This is a genomic window from Algibacillus agarilyticus, assembly GCF_003286125.1.
Taxonomy (GTDB): domain Bacteria; phylum Pseudomonadota; class Gammaproteobacteria; order Enterobacterales; family Alteromonadaceae; genus Algibacillus; species Algibacillus agarilyticus.
Genome location: NZ_QMED01000001.1, coordinates 421,188 through 434,850, shown reverse-complemented (window position 1 = coordinate 434,850; position 13,663 = coordinate 421,188). Strand labels below are relative to the sequence as shown.

At 38.0% G+C, this 13,663-nt stretch carries 13 protein-coding genes; 6 read left to right on the top strand and 7 right to left on the bottom strand.

The window, feature by feature from the left end; translation table 11 throughout:
• Positions 1 to 3 precede the first annotated feature (3 nt).
• The 3 genes from DPX34_RS01990 (at position 4) to pulA (ending at position 3,976) form a co-directional block, all read left to right on the top strand.
• On the top strand, positions 4 to 429 hold the full coding sequence (locus DPX34_RS01990; RefSeq protein WP_111976720.1) for a PilX N-terminal domain-containing pilus assembly protein: 426 nt from the start codon (positions 4 to 6) through the stop codon (positions 427 to 429).
• Positions 429 to 881 carry a type IV pilin protein gene (locus tag DPX34_RS01985; RefSeq protein WP_111976719.1) on the top strand — a complete coding sequence of 151 codons (453 nt, stop codon included), beginning with the start codon at positions 429 to 431 and terminating at the stop codon, positions 879 to 881. Before DPX34_RS01990 ends, DPX34_RS01985 begins: the two co-directional genes overlap by 1 nt.
• Before the next feature lie 290 nt (positions 882 to 1,171).
• Complete coding sequence (pulA, locus tag DPX34_RS01980) at positions 1,172 to 3,976, top strand: pullulanase-type alpha-1,6-glucosidase (protein ID WP_157964590.1); 2,805 nt, start codon at positions 1,172 to 1,174, stop codon at positions 3,974 to 3,976.
• Positions 3,977 to 4,253: 277 nt separating this feature from the next.
• Here pulA and DPX34_RS01975 read toward each other — a convergent pair whose 3' ends face one another.
• Positions 4,254 to 5,471, bottom strand: a complete 1,218-nt coding sequence (locus DPX34_RS01975) for an EAL and HDOD domain-containing protein (RefSeq protein ID WP_111976718.1) — start codon at positions 5,469 to 5,471, stop codon at positions 4,254 to 4,256.
• Between the two features lie 131 nt (positions 5,472 to 5,602).
• Here DPX34_RS01975 and rssA point away from each other — a divergent pair, with 131 nt between their 5' ends.
• Positions 5,603 to 6,547, top strand: a complete 945-nt coding sequence (gene rssA / locus DPX34_RS01970; RefSeq protein ID WP_111976717.1) for a patatin-like phospholipase RssA — start codon at positions 5,603 to 5,605, stop codon at positions 6,545 to 6,547.
• 693 nt (positions 6,548 to 7,240) lie between these two features.
• Here the strand turns inward: rssA and DPX34_RS21670 are convergent.
• The 6 genes from DPX34_RS21670 to DPX34_RS01945 all read right to left on the bottom strand — a co-directional run bounded on the left by DPX34_RS21670 (position 7,241) and on the right by DPX34_RS01945 (position 11,462).
• Entirely contained in the window at positions 7,241 to 7,417 is a 177-nt protein-coding gene (locus tag DPX34_RS21670; protein ID WP_157964589.1) for a hypothetical protein, read from the bottom strand.
• 244 nt (positions 7,418 to 7,661) lie between these two features.
• Positions 7,662 to 8,378: a DUF3379 family protein gene (locus DPX34_RS01965; protein WP_111976716.1), complete on the bottom strand. Its 717-nt coding sequence runs from the start codon at positions 8,376 to 8,378 to the stop codon at positions 7,662 to 7,664.
• Positions 8,378 to 8,887: a sigma-70 family RNA polymerase sigma factor gene (locus DPX34_RS01960; RefSeq protein WP_232824627.1), complete on the bottom strand. Its 510-nt coding sequence runs from the start codon at positions 8,885 to 8,887 to the stop codon at positions 8,378 to 8,380. The genes DPX34_RS01965 and DPX34_RS01960 overlap by 1 nt, the downstream gene beginning before the upstream one ends.
• A gap of 188 nt (positions 8,888 to 9,075) precedes the next feature.
• Positions 9,076 to 9,387, bottom strand: coding sequence for a hypothetical protein (locus DPX34_RS01955; protein WP_111976714.1), 312 nt, complete (start codon positions 9,385 to 9,387; stop codon positions 9,076 to 9,078).
• 454 nt (positions 9,388 to 9,841) lie between these two features.
• On the bottom strand, positions 9,842 to 10,630 hold the full coding sequence (locus DPX34_RS01950) for a DUF481 domain-containing protein (RefSeq protein WP_232824621.1): 789 nt from the start codon (positions 10,628 to 10,630) through the stop codon (positions 9,842 to 9,844).
• 19 nt (positions 10,631 to 10,649) lie between these two features.
• Entirely contained in the window at positions 10,650 to 11,462 is an 813-nt protein-coding gene (locus DPX34_RS01945; protein WP_111976713.1) for a mechanosensitive ion channel family protein, read from the bottom strand.
• Between the two features lie 424 nt (positions 11,463 to 11,886).
• Here DPX34_RS01945 and ndk point away from each other — a divergent pair, with 424 nt between their 5' ends.
• Both ndk and rlmN read left to right on the top strand, forming a co-directional pair.
• A complete protein-coding gene (gene ndk, locus DPX34_RS01940; RefSeq protein WP_111976712.1) occupies positions 11,887 to 12,312 on the top strand; it encodes a nucleoside-diphosphate kinase in 426 nt (141 codons plus the stop codon).
• A 219-nt stretch (positions 12,313 to 12,531) separates the two neighbouring features.
• A complete protein-coding gene (gene rlmN / locus DPX34_RS01935) occupies positions 12,532 to 13,662 on the top strand; it encodes a dual-specificity RNA methyltransferase RlmN (protein WP_111976711.1) in 1,131 nt (376 codons plus the stop codon).
• Position 13,663: the final 1 nt, after the last annotated feature.

Below are 13,663 nucleotides of genomic sequence, written 5' to 3'. Positions count from 1 at the left end.
TGAATGAAAAATACAAAAGGAGCTGCTTTAGTTTTAGCTTTGGTGTTGATGCTTGTGCTGACTACGCTTTCGGTTACGTTGATGCAAAATACGGTGTTGGATAATAAAATTGCGACCGCTTTTGCTAAGCAAGCTCAACTCGTCTCGGTCTCACATGGCGCAATTAATGAAAGTATTATTGAAGTACAAACTAACGAATACAGTCGTTTAATAATGCAATTAAAACCGATTGATGTCATTAACCTTAAGCAGTCTAATAGCCAATCGTATTTAGATCCTATCTCAGATTCGCCTTCTCATTGCCCGCATACAAAATATGCAAATGATACTCAGGTTGCCTGTGCTCAGTATAATATGATGGTCGAAACTCAATTAAATAATCTGCAATCACAATCTCATGCTCAAATCAGCATTAAGTATTTACCGTGATGAAAATATTTAAAAATAGAATAAAACCAACGGGTTTTACGTTGGTTGAATTACTCGTTTCATGTGCAATTCTGTCTATATTATTAACGTTGGCTATACCCTCTTATCAACATTATTGGTTACAGGTTTATCGTACGGATGCGTTAAGAGAGCTAACGCGGTTAGCCAATTTACAACAAGAGTATTACAGCGAGCATTATCAATATACGCTGAAGTTAAAAAGTGTTTTTGGTGCAGATACTAAAATCGAAAATAGTTATGTGTTAAATAATGGGTTTTATACCATTAGCATTGAATCTGATGATTTGCAGCGGTCTTTTAATTTATACGCAACGGCTGTTCATGCGCAAAAACATGATGATGCGTGTTATAAAATTCAATTAACTTCGTTAGGTGAAAAATCGGCAAAAACGCACACCGGAGTTGATGTAACGCAAACGTGTTGGTACTAAATTTTAATGATTAAGTACAATGCAAATCAGGAGGCGATAGCATTATGTTGTTAATAACGGTTTACGCTAACCGTTCCGCTAACAGGGAAGGACAAAAATTAACGGCTAGAGTCAAAATTTAGCTCAATTTTTTGCTTTTTTTTCACGCTTTTCCCACGCTAACTTTAATCACTTATTAACGGTGATTACTATTATTAACAATTTTGCAGCATGCATACGTATGTGTTTTGCGTTTCCTGCCATTATCTACCATTCTCTGGTATCTCATTTATTTTATGGAGCATAGTTGCATGCGATTTGCTGCTATCTTGTTAATGCTACTCACGCCATTAACGGCTTGTGAAAACTCAACCTCAAACCTATTTACTGCTCATTTTGTTACCGATGATTTAAGTATCAAAACCGATGCCCATTGGTTACAACGCGAGCTCGTTTTGTTAAAACCTAAAGCGGAAACCAAGCACATTGCTTTGTTTTATGATACTGAACAAGCTTTAAGCTTATCTTCACTAAAAACAGCCAATCAAGGCGACAAGGTTATTCGGTTAGAATCAATTGAAGATAGACCGCTTTTTTTAAATACATTAACGCATTTAAATGATTTTAAGGCTTTTAAATTAGATCTGCGGGCTGAACAAGCTAAAGCGATTTTAAAAGGTTCGGCTTTATTGGTGCAAACTAATGCGCAAAACCAGGTGATTGCGGTATCTCGTTTGCAAACCGGTGGTGTCATCGACGACTTATATACTGCAGGGCAAAGTGATGCTGATGAAGTCAGTGATTTAGGGGCTGTGGTTTTGGCTGATTCTGTTTCTTTTGCGGTATGGGCACCCACGGCACAACATGTAGAAGTGCTGTTATTTGATAAAGATAAACAAGCGCTTAACTCACCTTCGCGTTTACCGATGAAAGAAGATCCTAAATCGGGAGTGTGGCGAGCGGTGGGGGGTAAAAACCTCAATCGGGCTTTTTATCAATATCGTGTTACGGTTTGGCATCCTGAAACGCAAAAAATTGAAACTTTAATTACTACCGATCCTTATTCATTAAGCTTATCGACCAATAGTCTTTACAGTCAGGTAGTCAACTTAGCTGACATTGACACTCAACCGCCAGGTTGGGTGCAACATCACGTACCGGATATTGATGCCCCCGAAGATAATTTATTATATGAATTACATATTCGTGATTTCAGTGCATCCGACAAGGCACTTTCATCGGTGGATTATCGAGGTAAATATAAAGCCTTTTCTGAACAAAATAGTGATGGCATCAAGCATTTAAAAATGCTTAAAAAAGCGGGTTTAAATAACATTCATTTATTACCTACTTTTGATATAGGGTCGGTTAATGAAGATCCAAAACAAGTGATTGATTTGCTTGATCCCGTTAGCAAGTTATGTGCAATTGTACCTAAGCAAGCGGTGTGTCACGATCCTCAAGTTAATAAGCAACAATCGGTGGCTAAATTATTAGCCCGTTATGATGTTCGGGGGACAGATGCTCAAGCTGTAATTGAAGATATTCGTCAGCATGATGGTTATAACTGGGGCTACGACCCATTTCATTATACGGTACCGGAAGGCTCATACGCACTTGATTCTGACGGGATTAGCCGACTCGTTGAATTCAGAGAAATGGTTCAAAGTATTCATGGTATGGGTTTTAGAGTGATCATGGATGTGGTTTACAACCATACTTTTCAAGCAGGATTAAATTCTAAATCTGTTTTAGATAAATTAGTGCCTAATTATTATTACCGCTTAAATCCGGATTCAGGTGCGATTGAGCAATCTACCTGCTGTGATAATACGGCAACTGAACGCGCTATGATGGCTAAACTCATGATTGACTCACTCGAAGTTTGGGCCCGAGAGTATAAAATTGATGGTTTTAGATTTGATTTAATGGGGCATCAGCCTAAGAGTGCCATGCTAGCAGCTCGTGAGCGAGTGCTTGCTGTTGATCCCGATAACTACTTTTATGGTGAAGGTTGGAACTTTGGTGAAGTTGCGAACGATAAACAATTTGAGCAAGCGGCACAATTACAGCTCGCTGGCTCTGAAATAGGTACGTTTACGGACCGAATGCGTGATGCTATTCGAGGTGGAGCACCGTTTGATGGTGGTGTTTGGTTGCGTAAATGGCAAGGAATATCGAATGGCTTGTATACGATCCCAAATGATCTATCAAAAGCGGTAGATTCTAAAAGTGAATATTATTTATCAATGGATCAAGCTAGAGTTGGGTTGGCGGCTAATTTAGCTACGTTTCCGTTAATAAATGCTGAGGGCAAACGTGTAACAGGGGCTGATATTAATTATGGCGGAGCGCCGACGGGTTATGCGTTAGACCCTGCTGATTCTATTAATTATGTATCGAAGCATGATAATCAGAGTTTATGGGATAATAATCAATATCGGATTGCTTATCATGTCTCGAGTGAAGATCGTGTTCGTATGCAGCTGTTGTCAATTTCGTATCCATTAATGTCGCAAGGGATTCCATTTTTACATATGGGGCAAGAGTTACTGCGTTCAAAATCATTTTTGCGAGATAGTTACGATTACGGTGATTGGTTTAATGCAGTCGATTTTAGTAAGCAAACTAACAACTATGACGTAGGTTTACCGCCTGCTGTGAAAGATAAAGATAATTGGCCAATGATCTCAACGTTATTAAAGAAAAATGAAGGCCGAGATCACGTTACGCCGGCGCAAATTCAATATTCTTCAGATGTTTTTGCTGAGTATATTTCGGTGCGCATGAGCTCTATTTTATTTAGATTACGCACCGCAGAAGATATTAACCAGCGAGTTAGTTTTTTAAATACGGGGCCAGAGCAACAAATTGGCGTGATCGCGATGCAGTTGGATGATAGTGACTTTGCGCTTGATTTGGATGCTAATTTTGAAAAAATCGTTGTTATTTTTAATAATAGTGCAGAACGTAAAACGGTCGATGTGGGTAACTCTGGTTATCGGTTGCATCCGATTCAGCAGCAAGGGGTTGATAAGCGTTTAATTGAAAAGCATCAAGTGAATGGTCAGCACGTCTCTGTACCGGCATTAACGACGGCCGTATTTGTGATGTAGGTGTTTCAACGCATGTGCCGATTTGTTATCCAGAGTGCAGATTGTTTAAGTATATTGGCTTTAAATAAGCAAAAATAGCAAAAGGCGAAACTGGAATTTGCACAATAAGCCAAGTAACAAAAATTAATATTAAACATAAAAAAAACCGATATTCAGGAATGATTATCGGTTTTTATTATTTTAAACCCCTCCCACTTTTTTATGTTTAGAGAGTGATTTATAAAGTCTAAGGGTGCATACGATTAAAGGTTTAGAGCCTTTAATCGTAACTTTAGAGTTACTGTAATTCGCTCATATGTTCGTTTGCCCATTGTACTGATTGATGATAAAAATCGGGGATCTTCTTGGCATCAAGCTTTAATTTTTCAACAATTTCATTAGCTTCAACCCATTCTGCTTTTTCATAATGACAAATTAAATCGATATATTCTGCTAATAAGCCAGTACGATCTACTAAGGCGTCTTTTATATCTTGAGCCAGTGGCAGCTTTGTCATCACGCTATCCATGGGCTCATCTAATATTGCGTCCATTAAAGATAACATGCCGGCTAAAAATCCGGTTGATGGATCAAGTAGTTGGCTATGCGATTTAGCAATAGCGTCACAAAAATTAGCACGGCACATTGAAAGGCGAATTAATTCAGCCGGTTTATTTGAGTTTACTTGAGCGGTAAATAATAACGCTAAAAATCGTTTGAGCTCTTCTTGCCCTAATACAACTAAAGCTTGTCGAATAGTTGATATTTCTTTACTGCGTTTAAATATGGCTGAGTTTGCATATCTGAGTAGTTTATAAGAGAGCGTTACATCTCGCTCAAAAATAGTAATAATTCCATCTAGTTCCATTTCAGATTTAGATGACTCGTAAAGTAGTTCAGCTAAGCTCATCTGTGAAGGTGCGAGCGCTTTACTTTGCATGACTTCAGGTTCACTGAAAAAGTACCCTTGGAAAAGGGTAAAGCCCATTTCGATGGCGTCGTTGTATTCTTCATACGTTTCTACTTTTTCGGCGAGCATCTCGATTGAGTATTTTGATGCGGCTTTAAATGTGGTTAGCATTTGTTCTTTAGTGCAGGCTCTAAAGTCGATTTTAATGATATCGATATATGGAAAAAAATGTAACCAAACCGATTCGTGTTCATAATCGTCTAGGGCAATTGTGTAGCCTTTTTCTTTTAGATCTTGCACCGCTCTTAATAAGCTTTTAGTGGGCCTGGCTGTTTCTAATATTTCGATAACAACCTGTTCTTTAGGTAATAACAACGGAAAGTTTTTGAGTAGTAATTCCTGTGAGAAATTAATAAAAGCAGGGTATTGGCCGGTGAAATCTTCTAACCCAAGGTTGAATTGACTGGCTTCTATTATTTTTGAAGTCGCTAGATCACCATCTACATTCGGGAATACATTCTCTAGGCTGTCACGAAATAGCAATTCATAGGCATATAATTGCTTATTTTGATCAAATATAGGCTGCCGAGCGGCGTAAAAAAACATTAATAGACCTGACCTTGTTACATCGTTGTAAAAAATACCGTAAATCTAAGTTTACGAAACATCATTTATTGTAAGATACACAAAAGATATGTAAAAACATAGCGTAATTGTTAATACAAGCTTAGTAAGTTATGACAAATAAAACAAAAAAAATTGGTTTAGTTTTAGGAAGTGGGGCTGCTAAAGGCTGGACTCACATCGGAATTATCAATGCTCTACATGAAATGGGGGTCAAACCTGATGTGATTGTGGGTTGTTCGATGGGATCTTTGGTTGGAGGTGCGCTTGCCGCGGGAAAATTTGACGAGATATCGCAATGGGCGACGTCTATGGACTCTTGGCGAATTGTTAAGTTATTAGATTGGGGTGTTAACCGCGGTGGATTAGTTGCAGGTGAAAAAGTCTTTAGCCATTTCCAACAAATGATTGGTGATCTTAATATACAAGATTGTGATATTCCTTTTGCGACACTGGCGACTGAACTTTACACCGGACGAGAACATTGGTTGCAATCGGGTAGGTTAGTTGATGCCGTACGTGCCTCATGTGCAATGCCAGGTGTGCTAGCGCCTTATTTGTTGGATGACCATTGGTTGATTGACGGTGCCGTTGTTAACCCCGTTCCTGTTTCTTTATGCCGTGCAATGGGTGCAACTCATATTATTGCGGTTAACGTGAATAGTGGTATTAAAAAAATGCGGCCTGATGGTAAATCACCACTTGAGCAAGTGTTACAAACACAAATGGCCGCCGAGGTTGACCCTGAAATGAAAGATCGGCATACCGCGTTTTCTAATTTATTAGGCTCGGGTAAAAATTGGTTTGCGAACCGTACACGTAAAACGCAACATGATTTATCTGCTCCTAATGTATGGGGCGTTGTTGCAGGCTCAATTGATATTATGCAAGATAGGTTAACTCGAGCGAGATTAGCTGGAGAGCCGCCTGAAGTTTTAATTCAACCTAATCTAGCGCACATCGGCATTTTAGAGTTTAATCGAGCGGCAGAACTAATTGAGATAGGTGAAAAAGCGGTTGCCCCTTTTAAACCCATACTTGAAAGCTGGATAGAGTAAAGCGCTACAACGACAGATTATTTAAAATGAACCTGAATTGATTGAGTGTAAAAAGAGGCCTTGTGGCCTATTGTTGTATCGTTGAGGTCATACAAACCTAATATGGTTAGTGAACTGAGATCTTGTGTAATATAGTCAAAGCGATCGGGTTTTAGGGGCAGGTTTCTAGTTCCAGACGAAACCGAAGTACTTACATCCATGTAAGCAAAGCCGTCAAAGCTACCGCGTCCTGCTCTCGCCCCTTACCTGCATCCATGCAGGCAAGCTTCGAGACGCCATGAGCATATGCTCTACTATGTGATTGGGGCCGCCTAAATGGATTTAGGTGTTAGAACGACGCAGGAGCCAAAGTCGAGAGTAAGCGCTGACAATGAACCATAAAACCTGAGCGAGAAGACTATAGATAGTTTATCGTGATAAAGCCGTATAAGCTTTATACACTGTAAATGCGATGGCTTTTCGATTAGTAAAATTAAGCTCATATTTGTTCAGTTAATTTGGTTTGACTGAACAACCTTTGCTGATTTGGCTATATAAAATCGCTTGATCGCTGCCTAGGTTCGATTAATACCATTAGATTTACATAGTTACATAGTTACATAGTTACATAGTTACATAGTTACATAATTACATAATTACATAATTACATAATTACATAATTCATTCCGGCTACTCACTAAAGTCATTTAATCTTTAATGATTTAATTGCCTGAGCAGTTCAGTTATATGCGCTTTAGTCGTACTATCTAGTGTGTCATCATTAAGCGTCATTTCTAATAAACTGCCTATTTCACTTTGATTTTCATCTAAATCAAAGTCGGTATCTGTGTCGCCTAAGCCCATTAGTATGAGATCATCTGTAATACTCATATAAACCTCCATCAGGTTATTAAACTAATCTTAGTTCAAAAAATGTACTTTTGGTGTCTATTTTGTATGAAAAATGTATGCTTTTTGTTTTATATGTGCGTTAGGTCTCAGTTTAGATCCTAATTTGAGTTGGGGTGAAGAGTAATCATATTATTTTGATCGTGGTGAGATAAGAATGGCGGTTAAAACAGAATTAAGCATTGCGCCAATCAAGTGATTAGATTGACGCGGCTATGATCAAGTATTAGATAGACCAACTGATATTGTCTGACAATTTAGTTTTAATCTGTTCAAGGTTTTCATTTTTTTCACCAATCACAATTAAATCAGCTTGAGATAAGCGTTGTGTAATACCATGAAACCGTTCATCAGAGAAATCTCGCCACTCGGTTAATGTATTATCTTTTGGTAAAACAAAAACGGTTACTTGTCCATGTTGGCCTGTTAATACCATATGTAATGATTTTAAACCGTTTAATTCGCAAAAATTTGCATACGACACATGAGTAAACTGTTGCTTTAACTTACCGCCAAAGCTAGCCAACTTACTGTTAACCTGATTAAGGGTGACTTGTTCATCTATTACGCCCGAATAACTTAATTCATGGTGCAAATGATCTAAGGCGTATTGTCCTGCAAATGATGTGTTAATGGGTTGATAAATCCAAGCACTTAGACCTAATGCGGCGGTAAAAGCAATTGAGGCGGCAATACCTAAAGACCAGCGGTGTTTCTTTTGTTCTTGTTGCTTATAAGATTCAATCGATTGTTTTAAAATTAACCGTTGTGCGAGCCCCTCAGGCACATCAATATTTAAAGCTTGATGTATTTTATTATCTAAACCGAGCATTTCATCGAGCAATTGCTGTTTTGCAGGGTCTTGATCCGCTGCTTGTTGGAGTGCATCATTTGCCGATTGAGGATCGGCAATTATTTGGCGGCGAAACTCTAAATCATCCATTATCCTAACCTCACATTTTTGGGTTTTGACTCTAAGGCTTCTTTAAGCTGGTTACGAGCTCTAAAAAGTCGAGTCATCACAGTATTTTTATTTAACCCTAGTAAGTCGGCAATTTCTTCGCCGCTAAACCCTTGAATAACCTGCATTAATAGAGGTTCTCTGTATTCTGGTTCTAAGGCTGCTATTTGTTTACGTAACCAATAATTCTCAATGTTTTGTTCTGTAGAGGTACTCTTATTATCGATTATGTGTTGTTCTTCATATTCCGCCATTTCAAATTGTTTACGTTCGAAACGGCGTGCATTTTCACGGCGTAAAATGGTGATTAACCATGATTTTGCGGCTTTTTCATCTTGCAAACTATCTAATGATTTCCATGCTCTTAAAAAAGTTTCTTGCACTACGTCTTCAGCAATGGCTGAATTTTGAGTTAACCAATAAGCATAACGATACATATCTTTGTGATAAGCACCCACTAACGCTTCGTATCTTACTTGTTTATTACTCATAGTTTGCTTACTGTGATTATTTGATTTTTCAATAACCTGACGAGCTACTTTAGGGGTCATATAAAACCTTATAAGAGATAGCTTTTTTTACTATATATCAGGTCGCTATATAATAAGACCTGACAGGTAAAAAAAAATTTCATTATTCAATAAATTGATGACAAACAAGCGTAAGAATAAAACGTTGATTACTCTGTTTTCTCTTTACAGTTTTGTTGTTTTTCTACCCAGTAAACCGTATTACCGGCTAATACAATGGTGCCTGATACGACAAGTTCAACAGACAAAATACCCATTAAGCCTAAGGTTTGAGCTATACAAGCTTGGCCTGAGCATTGATTCAACGTTGGCATTTTGTCTAAATCATTTTTGAGTACGTATTTTTTTGATTCAACTCCGCAATCTTTATCAAAGTAATGTACTTTTTCTGGATAAACAACACAGCTTGAAAGTAAGGTTGCTAAGCTACAAATTAGAGTGTTTTTTATCATTTTCTTCATTTTAATTCCCTTAAAGCAAGTTTGCGTATCGTCTCTTACCCATCACTATTTTTTTGCATGTTAATGTTCAACCAGGTCATGATGGCTTAAATAGCTTGTGCCTACTAGCATGGCCAGCTGTCAGCATAGTTTAGCTGATTTAATCTAGCTGTCGGTGAATTTGAGATATGTTTTATCGTGGTTGGTGTAGCGCTTAGATCTAAAATGATGATGGTAAATATAATGGGTGGTAACGTATAAATATAGTCAAAGCGATCGGGTTTTAGGGGAAGCCGTCAAAGCTACCGCGTCCTGCTCTCGCCCCTTACCTGCATCCATGCAGGCAAGCTTCGAGACCCCATGAGCATATGCTCTATTATGTGATTGGGGCGAGTAAGCGCTGACAATGAACCATAAAACCTGAGCGAGAAGACTATAAACGAGCTAACCAAATAAAAGGTTAGCTCGTCATCAATTAGAATACGTAGACAACAGTGACAGATGTTTCAGTATCTGTTTTTTCAGTGCCTAACGAAACTTTTGAGTTATTAGTGATTGTTAAGCCGAGTTTCATGCTTAAGTCATTACTAATTTTAGCGCTAAAACCCGTTTCTGATTTTGTGCGTCGGTTTTTGTCGCTATCGAATGGGGCTTCTACGCTCACTGCTTGAGTAAAAGTAGAAAACTTATTTATCTTCCATTTATAATCGACTGAAGCACGAATGATGCCTGCTGTGTCGGTGGGGGCCGAAATAACATTGCCTTGATCATCAACCGTATCTTGTTGTTGACTCCAAACATAACCAGGACCAATATCGCCTTTTAATAAGCTTGTTTCATCTTTATAAAGACGTTGTCCGTAACCAGCAGAAAGCGTGGTGTATTTACTAACGCCCGCAAATTTATCATCGGTATGCGAACCATAAATGAATAGCGATGAACCTTGTTCATTTAATTTGTAATTACCTTGCGCAGAAGCAAAATATCGTTCAGCGGTTTTTTGTGTTACTTTTTCGCCATCTTGATCTACTTTATCTTCTTTAAACAAAGCATCTAAAATATATTGGTTACTCCACGATTCTAATTCGTGTTTAACATCTAATTTACCTTTTACAGATGTTGTTTCAGTATTACCTGATGTAAATATCGCGCCTAATTCAGCACTTGCTTCCCAAGGGCTTTGTTCCGCTTCAGTTTCAGCACATACATTCGCGGCTAGTAACGTAGCGGCTAATGCGCTAATTTTAAAGGTGGTAAGTTTCATAATGTCGATCCTCGTAGCATTACTTTTGAATATGGATATCCATTTGTGGATAAGGAATAGTGATATCTGCTTCGTCTAAAGCGAGTTTAATATTTTCTGTTAACTCAAAATAAACCGGCCAATAGTCAGGTGTGTTTACCCATGGGCGAACAACAAAGTTGACCGAACTGTCGCCAAGCTCTTTAACGGCAACGGTAAACGCTGGATCTTTAAGAACTTTCTCGTTTTTCTCTAATTGCTCAGTTAAAACTTGTTTAGCTTGTTTTAAATCTGCATCGTAGCCAACGCCAATGACCATGTCTATTCTGCGCGTTGCTTGTTGTGAATAATTAGTAATCGGGTTACTCGTGATTGATGCATTTGGCACAATAATGACTTTATTATCTGGTGATTTTAATGTGGTGCTGAATATTTCAATTTTTTCAACGACACCCGCAATACTCGCGGCTTCAATATAATCACCTGATTTAAATGGTCTAAACGTAATAATTAAAACACCAGACGCGAAATTTGATAATGAATCTTTTAACGCTAAACCAATGGCTAAACCGGCAGCACCTAAAATGGCGACAAACGAGGTTGTTTCAACCCCTATTTGGCTTAATGCCATTAATACCGCAGCAACAAAGACTAATGAATAAGCGATATTAGCTAAAAAACTAGATACGGCTTTATCAACTTGACGCAGTTCAAATGCTTTATGTGCTAATTTAGAGCAGGCATTTGCAATAACTTTACCGATTATAAAAATAGCAAATGCGGCGAGTATATTTAAACCATATTCAATAAATACATCTTGATGATTAGTGAACCATTGTGTGATTTGTTCCATGGTAAATCCTTGTTAATTATTATGTGGTGGAGCGGATTGTTAGATAACTAAATGATAAAGCTATAAGATTATATTGTGAACCCGAATCATTTTAATTCGAACGGCTAACTTAGAACGATTTCTACTAGCTCAATTACTTCTGGTCTAACCTCACCTATTTTTTGTAATCAATGTGAGTTAAATGTTATTCAATCTAATTTATACCAATACAAATATTTTACATGCTTAGTCTGTTAGTTCAGTGGTTGGCTAAGCATAAATCGTTTCTAGCATCTTTAGATGTTTTCGGTATAATTACTTTGCCTTTTATAAATTTATACTTATAAGAGACTTCATCTCTATATACTTGTTCAATCAGGAATGAGGGAATTCAGTAGCCCTTGCTGCATACTCTTTATTATAAAGAAAACAGGACTTTATACTCATGACAATACAACGTACTTTATCTATTATTAAACCAGACGCTATCGCCAAAAATATCATTGGTAATATTTATAATCGTTTTGAAACAGCCGGTTTACAGATAGTTGCGGCTAAAATGCTGCAGTTAACGCAAGAGCAAGTTGAAGGTTTTTATGCAGAGCACGAAGGTCAGCCATTTTATGAAAAATTAATTAATTTCATGACATCCGGGCCTGTGATGGTTCAAGTGTTGGAAGGTGAAAATGCTATTGTTGCAAACCGTGAAATAATGGGCAAAACTAATCCGGCTGAAGCCGCGAGAGGAACGATTCGTGCAGATTTTGCACAGGATGTTTCAATTAATTGCGCTCACGGTTCTGATTCTCCCGAGTCAGCTTCACGTGAAATCGCTTTCTTTTTTGCTGATAGTGAAATTTGCACAAAATAATTGCTTTATGCAATGAGTATTTGTTAAATCTAATTTCTAATAAAGGCTGTGCAGGGTATACTGCGCAGCCTTTTTGTTTTTATGATAGGTTGAGTCGCATAGCGTTATCATTTTATAACGTATTCCTTGCCATTCTGTTCTTGTCGTACGTAGTAAGATTGCAAATTTGGCGTAAAACTGTACAATTTGCAGCGATTTTTTTATAGGTAATGAGTGTTCATGAGTGCATCTGTAGAACGGGTAAATTTACTCGATTTTGACCGAGAAGGTTTAAAAACATTTTTTGCGAGCATAGGTGAAAAACCTTTCAGAGCTGAGCAAGTAATGAAATGGATTTATCATTTCGGCATGGATGACTTTTCAGAAATGAACAACTTAAGCAAAAATTTGCGCGTGAAGTTAAGTGAACTTTGTGAAATTAAAGGCCCAGAAATAAGCGTCCGCCAAGAAGCTGAAGATGGCACCATTAAATATGCAATGATGTTAGCGGGTGGCCAAGAAGTTGAAACAGTTTGGATCCCTGATGGCGAACGTGCAACGTTGTGTGTGTCTAGCCAAGTGGGCTGTGCATTAGAATGTACATTTTGCTCAACTGCACAACAAGGTTTTAACCGTAATTTGTCTGTTGCTGAAATCATTGGTCAAGTTTGGCGTGTAGCAAAAGATATTGGTCCTGTTCGCACTAATAATGAGCGGCCTATCACGAATGTGGTGATGATGGGAATGGGCGAGCCTTTACTGAATTTGAAAAACTTAGTACCTGCGCTCAAATTAATGCTTGATGATTTAGGTTTTGCTTTGTCTAAACGCCGTGTTACGGTGAGCACGTCTGGTGTTGTTCCTGCTCTCGACTTGTTAAAAGAACAGGTTGATGTTGCATTAGCTATTTCTTTACATGCACCAGATGACGAACTCAGAAATGAAATCGTCCCGATCAATAAAAAATATAATATAGAAGCCTTTTTAGCGGCTTCACGCCGTTATATTGATGGATCAAAAGCAAATAAAAATGTTACGGTCGAGTATGTTATGCTCAACGGTATTAACGACAGTATGGATCAAGCACACCAATTAGCTCAAACTTTGAAAGGTACGCCTAGTAAAGTTAACTTAATTCCTTTTAATCCTTACCCTGAAAGTCCGTACACACGCTCAAGTAACTCGCGTATTGATCGCTTTGCTAAAGTGCTAATAGAGCATGGTATTATTACTATTGTTAGACGAACCCGTGGCGATGATATTGACGCGGCTTGTGGTCAATTAGTGGGTGATGTAAAAGATAGAACTAAGCGATTATTGAAAAAGCGTGAAAAAGGCGAGACTATAACGGTTAAAACAATAGCGCACTAAC

Bases quoted from the DNA above. Each gene is read 5' to 3' on its own strand.
- DPX34_RS01990 (WP_111976720.1), top strand. From the start codon at position 4: ATGAAAAATACAAAAGGAGCTGCTTTAGTTTTAGCTTTGGTGTTGATG.
- DPX34_RS01945 (WP_111976713.1), bottom strand. From the start codon at position 11,462: ATGGAACAAATCACACAATGGTTCACTAATCATCAAGATGTATTTATT.
- DPX34_RS01960 (WP_232824627.1), bottom strand. From the start codon at position 8,887: ATGAGTAATAAACAAGTAAGATACGAAGCGTTAGTGGGTGCTTATCAC.
- DPX34_RS01975 (WP_111976718.1), bottom strand. From the start codon at position 5,471: ATGTTTTTTTACGCCGCTCGGCAGCCTATATTTGATCAAAATAAGCAA.
- DPX34_RS01950 (WP_232824621.1), bottom strand. From the start codon at position 10,630: ATGAAACTTACCACCTTTAAAATTAGCGCATTAGCCGCTACGTTACTA.
- DPX34_RS01965 (WP_111976716.1), bottom strand. From the start codon at position 8,378: ATGGATGATTTAGAGTTTCGCCGCCAAATAATTGCCGATCCTCAATCG.
- DPX34_RS21670 (WP_157964589.1), bottom strand. From the start codon at position 7,417: ATGAGTATTACAGATGATCTCATACTAATGGGCTTAGGCGACACAGAT.
- DPX34_RS01985 (WP_111976719.1), top strand. From the start codon at position 429: ATGAAAATATTTAAAAATAGAATAAAACCAACGGGTTTTACGTTGGTT.
- ndk (WP_111976712.1), top strand. From the start codon at position 11,887: ATGACAATACAACGTACTTTATCTATTATTAAACCAGACGCTATCGCC.
- DPX34_RS01955 (WP_111976714.1), bottom strand. From the start codon at position 9,387: ATGAAGAAAATGATAAAAAACACTCTAATTTGTAGCTTAGCAACCTTA.
- rssA (WP_111976717.1), top strand. From the start codon at position 5,603: ATGACAAATAAAACAAAAAAAATTGGTTTAGTTTTAGGAAGTGGGGCT.
- rlmN (WP_111976711.1), top strand. From the start codon at position 12,532: ATGAGTGCATCTGTAGAACGGGTAAATTTACTCGATTTTGACCGAGAA.
- pulA (WP_157964590.1), top strand. From the start codon at position 1,172: ATGCGATTTGCTGCTATCTTGTTAATGCTACTCACGCCATTAACGGCT.